The following is a 5,364-nucleotide window of genomic DNA, read 5'->3' as shown; positions in this document are numbered from 1 at the left end:
CCCGAGCGCTGGGCGCTGGCGGCGCGCTTCGCCGGGCTCGGGCTGGCGGCGCGCGAAGGCCTGCCCGGCCTCGCCGGGCTCTCTGGCAGCGTGGACGGCGACCACCAGGGCGGGCGCTTCCGGATCGACAGCGAGGACCTCCGGCTCGACCTGCCGGAGGTGTTCGAGCCCGGCCCGCTGGTCTTCTCGCGCTTGCAGGCGCGCGGCGGCTGGCAGCGGCAGGAGGAGCGGCTGGCGATCGTGCTCGACGAGGCCGCCTTCGAGAACGCCGACGCCGCCGGCACCGCCGCGGGCCGCTACTGGCCGGCGCCGACCGGGGCGGGCGAGATCGACCTGCAGGTGCGCCTCGTCCGCGCCGAGGCGACCGCGGTGTGGCGTTACCTCCCGAGGGTGGTCAACGACGACACGCGCAACTGGCTGCGCAGCGGGATCCGCGCGGCGAAGGTGCCCGAGGCGCGCCTGGAGCTGAAGGGGGCGCTCGACGACTTCCCCTTCCGCGACGGCAAGGGGCGCTTCCTGGTCAGCGTGCAGGTCGCCGATGCCACGCTCGACTACGCCCCCGGCTGGCCGGGCATCGAGGGCATCGACGGCGAGGTGCGCTTCGAGGGCCCGGGCCTGCGCATCCTGGCGCCACACGGACGCATCTTCGGGGTGGAGCTGGTCGATGTGCTGGCGGAGGTGCCCGACCTCGACCAGCGCCCGAGCGAGATCATGACCATCACCGGCCGCGCGCGCGGCCCCACCGCCGAGTTCCTGCGCTTCGTGTCGGCGAGCCCGGTGTCGCGCCGCATCGACGGCTTCACCGACGGCATGGTGGCCGAGGGGCGCGGCGAGCTGGAGCTGCAGCTGGTGATGCCCTTGCGCACCACGATCGACTCGCGGGTGCAGGGCGAATACCGCTTCACCGACAATCGCATCACGCTGCTCGAGGCCTTGCCGCCGCTCGAGGCGGCGCGTGGGCGACTGCGCTTCACCGCGGACACCCTGAGCCTCCCCGAGGCGCAGGCGCGCCTGTTCGGCAATCCGCTGCGCCTCTCCGCGCAGACCGGCGAAGACGGCGCGGTGCGCTTTCGGGCCGCGGGGCGTGCGGACGCTGCGGCGCTGGCGGCCGCCTGGGAGCTGCCACTGCTCGATGAGCTCGCCGGCACCGCGGAGTGGTCGGCCGAAGTCCGTATCGGGCGGCGCGGCACCCGGGTCGAGGTGGTCTCGGATCTCACCGGCTTCGCCTGCAGCCTGCCACCGCCCTTCGGCAAGTCGGCCGGCGAGGCCTGGCCGGCGAAGCTGGTGTTCGAGCATGCGGGAGACGGCAGCGGGGCACACGTCGCGCTGACGGTCGGCGACCGCCTGCGCGCCGAGCTGCTGCGGCCCGATGGTGGGGTGGTGCGCGGGGGCGTCGCGCTCGGGCGCGCGAGCGCGGATGCGCCGCCGCCTTCAGGATCCGGCGTGCGGGTCGCCGCGGTGCTCGACCGGCTCGACCTGGATGCCTGGCGCGCGGTGCTGGAGCGTGCCGCGCCGGTGGCGGACGCGGCCGGGCAGGACAGTGAGGCCGCCAATGGGGCAGCGCTCGCCACCGTGGCGGAGTTCGCGCTCGCCGCCGACGAGGTGGGCGTGTTCGGCCAGACCTTCAAGGCGGTCGACCTGCGTGCCCGTGCCGACCCGGGCGGCTGGAAGGCACGCCTGGAGAGCGACCGCGCGGACGGCGAGTTCGACTGGCGCGAGGCGGGCAAGGGCACGCTCGCCGCGCGCTTCCGCCACCTGCGCCTGGCGCGCGAGGCAGGCAATGGAGAGTCCCCAGGCGAGGGCGAGCCCGCAGTCGAGGAGCCGCCGCCGGAGGATCCGCCGCAGCGCCTGCCCGCGCTCGACGTGGTCGCCGAGCGCTTCGAGATCAACGAGCTCGACCTCGGCCGCCTCGAGGTCCTCGCGCGCAACCGCGGCAGCCTCTGGCAGCTCGACCGCTTCGCACTCGAGAACGCCGATGGACGGCTCGCCGGCAGGGGGCAGTGGCGGGCAGGCATCCGCCAGCGCACGGAGCTCGATTTCAGCCTGGAGACCGCAGCGATGGGTGCGCTGATCCACCGCCTCGGCTACCCCGACGTGGTGCGCGGCGGCGCCGCCAGCCTTGCCGGCCAGCTCGCCTGGCGGGGAGCGCCGACGCGGATCGACTATCCCAGCCTGTCGGGCAGGCTGCGGCTGGAGACCGGTGCCGGCCAGTTCAACAAGCTCGAGCCCGGTGTCGGCCGCCTGCTCGGCATCCTCAGCCTGCAGTCGCTGCCGCGCCGGATCACGCTCGACTTCCGCGACGTGTTCTCCGAAGGATTCGCCTTCGACCGCATTTCCGGTAGCATCGACCTCGCCCGCGGCGTGCTGCGCAGCGAGGACCTGGAAATCCGCGGGCCGGCGGCGCGCGTCGCCATGAGCGGCAGCGCCGACGTGGTCTCGGAGACCCAGGACCTGCGCGTGCTGGTGCAGCCGACGCTGTCCGAGTCGGTGGCGATCGGCGCCGCGGCGGGCCTGGTGAACCCGGTCGCCGGGGTGGTCACCTATCTTGCACAGAAGCTGCTCAGCGACCCGATCGAGAAGCTCTTCGCCTTCGAGTACGCGGTGACCGGCGCGTGGTCCGACCCCCAGGTCGCCAAGCGCGGCGCCGCCGCCGTGCCGGAGTCGCGCTGAGCCCGGGGCGTGCGCCCTTCCTTGCCCAACCTCCGCGGGGGCTTTGCCGACCGTGCAGTCCTCCGCCCCAAGCTTGCCGACATGACCGAAACCTCGCCCTCCGCCCCGGTGCGCATCGCCGCCATCCAGACCGTCTCCGGCCCCGACGTCGCCGCCAACCTGGAGACCGCCGCCCGCCTGATCGCCGAGGCCGCGGCGGCCGGCGCCCGCCTGGTCGCGCTGCCGGAGTACTTTCCCCTGATCAGCAAGGACGAGGCCGCCAAGGTACGCATCCGCGAGCCCGAGGGCGCCGGGCCGTTGCAGGATTTTCTCGCCGGCGAGGCGCGCCGTCATGGCGTGTGGCTGATCGGTGGCACCCTCCCGCTGGTCGCCGAGGCCGACGACAAGGTGCGCAACTCGACCCTGGTCTACGACGACCAGGGGCGACGCGTGGCGCGCTACGACAAGATCCACCTGTTCGGCTTCCAGCGCGGCGAGGAGCGCTACGACGAGGCGGCCACCATCGAGCCGGGCAGCACCGTCGCCTGCTTCGACTCGCCGGCCGGGCGCACCGGCCTGTCGGTGTGCTACGACCTGCGCTTCCCCGAGCTCTTCCGCGCCATGGGCGAGGTGGACCTGATCGTGCTGCCGGCCGCCTTCACCTGGACCACCGGGCGCGCGCACTGGGAGGTGCTGCTGCGCGCGCGCGCGATCGAGAACCAGTGCTACCTGATGGCGCCGGCTCAGGGCGGGCGCCACGAGAGCGGGCGGGTGACCTGGGGGCACACCATGATCGTCGATCCCTGGGGCGAGATCCTCGCCTGCCGCGACGAAGGTCCCGGCGTGGTGCTCGCCGAGATCGACCATGCGCGCCTGGCCGCGGTGCGCGAGAGCCTGCCCGCGCTGCGTCACCGCTGCCTGGCCTGAGCGCCGGGGGCGCGACGGACCCCACGCGGCGCGTCCCGGGGGCTCGTCGCGTCGTCGTATCCTCTCGCCCCGCACCGATCGTTTTTGCCCGATGCCGGTCCAACCGCCATCCCCCGCCAAGGATTTACCGATGAGCAAGAGCCAGAATCCCCTCAAGGTCGCCGACCGTTACCTGCTGTCGCCCTACGGCCTGGGCGAGGCGGAACTCGAGAAGACCTTCCGCAAGCTGATGCGCCACGACATCGACTTCGCCGACCTCTACTTCCAGTACCAGCGCTCCGAGGCCTGGAGCCTGGAGGAGGGCATCGTCAAGTCGGGCAGCTTCGACATCGAGCAGGGCGTGGGCGTGCGCGCGATCAGCGGCGAGAAGACCGCCTTCGCCTACTCCGACGACATCTCGCTCGACGCCCTGGTCGGCGCCGCCACCGCCACGCGCGCGATCGCCGCGGCGGGCGAGCGCCGCCGCGTCGGCATCGTCCCGCACAAGCTCAGGACCCGCCTGTACCGCGCCGACGACCCGCTCGACTCGCTCGACGACACCGCCAAGGTGAAGCTGCTCGAGCGCCTGGAGAGCTTCGCGCGCGCCGAGGATGCGCGCGTCACCCAGGTGATGGCGCACATCGCCGGCTCCTGGGAGGTGGTCATGGTGGTGCGCAGCGACGGCCACCAGGCCGCCGACGTGCGCCCGCTGGTGCGTGTGTCGATCACCGTGATCATGGAGGAGGACGGCCGCCGCGAGCAGGGCAGCGCCGGCGGCGGCGGGCGCTACGACTACGGCTGGTTCTGCGACGACCGCCTGCACGACTATGCCCGCCAGGCGGTGCATCAGGCGCGCGTGAACCTCGGCGCCGACCCGGCGCCGGCGGGCACCATGCCGGTCGTGCTCGGGCCCGGCTGGCCGGGCATCCTGCTGCACGAGGCGATCGGGCATGGCCTCGAAGGCGACTTCAACCGCAAGGGCAGCTCGGCGTTCTCCGGGCGCATCGGCCAGCAGGTCGCGGCCAGGGGCGTCACCGTGGTGGATGACGGCACGCTGCCCGACCGCCGCGGCTCGCTGTCGATCGACGACGAGGGCAACCCGACCGAGCGCACGGTGCTGATCGAGGACGGCATCCTCACCGGCTACATGCAGGACATGATGAACGCGCGCCTGATGGGCATGCCGATCACCGGCAACGGCCGCCGCGAGTCCTTCGCCCACCTGCCGCTGCCGCGCATGACCAACACCTACATGCTCGACGGCGACAAGGACCCGGAGGAGATCATCAAGTCGGTCAAGAAGGGCTTGTATGCGGTGAACTTCGGTGGCGGGCAGGTGGACATCACCTCGGGCAAGTTCGTGTTCTCGACCGCCGAGGCCTACCTGATCGAGAACGGCAAGGTCACCCGCCCGGTCAAGGGCGCCACCCTGATCGGCAACGGCCCGGACGTGCTGACCCGCGTGAAGATGATCGGCAACGACATGCGCCTGGATCCGGGCGTGGGGACTTGCGGCAAGGACGGGCAGAGCGTGCCGGTGGGCGTCGGCCAGCCGACGCTGCGCATCGACGGGCTGACGGTGGGCGGGACGGCCTGAGGCGGTGGCGCATCTCGCCGGCAGTCTTCGCGCCTGCCGGCGCTCCTACAGGAACCCCACGCGTCCCGGACCCCCTGTTGGCGCTGCGGCAGCCGCGAACCCGGCGGTCCGGTGCTCGACGCGCGTCCCGGATGCCACCGCCGCCTTCGCGCCTGCCGGCGCTCCTACAGGAGCCGCCGCGGCTTCCGCCCCATGTAGGAGCGCCGGCAGGC

Annotated in this window: 3 protein-coding genes; all 3 read left to right on the top strand. The window is 73.0% G+C overall.

Features of this window, described 5'->3' with window-relative positions; all coding sequences use genetic code 11:
* The coding region (locus C667_RS19910; protein WP_004378889.1) for a YhdP family protein at positions 1-2,670 on the top strand (2,670 nt) is incomplete at its 5' end.
* Positions 2,671-2,751: 81 nt separating this feature from the next.
* Positions 2,752-3,576: a carbon-nitrogen hydrolase family protein gene (locus C667_RS19905; protein WP_004378887.1), complete on the top strand. Its 825-nt coding sequence runs from the start codon at positions 2,752-2,754 to the stop codon at positions 3,574-3,576.
* Between the two features lie 130 nt (positions 3,577-3,706).
* The gene (gene tldD, locus C667_RS19900) at positions 3,707-5,152 is read left to right on the top strand and encodes a metalloprotease TldD (protein ID WP_004378885.1); all 1,446 of its coding nucleotides are present in this window, start codon (positions 3,707-3,709) and stop codon (positions 5,150-5,152) included.
* The last annotated feature ends 212 nt before the right edge of the window (positions 5,153-5,364 follow it).

This window comes from Thauera phenylacetica B4P (assembly GCF_000310225.1).
In the GTDB taxonomy this organism is placed as follows: Bacteria; Pseudomonadota; Gammaproteobacteria; order Burkholderiales; family Rhodocyclaceae; genus Thauera; species Thauera phenylacetica.
Note: the sequence above shows the minus strand (reverse complement) of the source record. Positions and strands in the feature narration are given on the sequence as shown.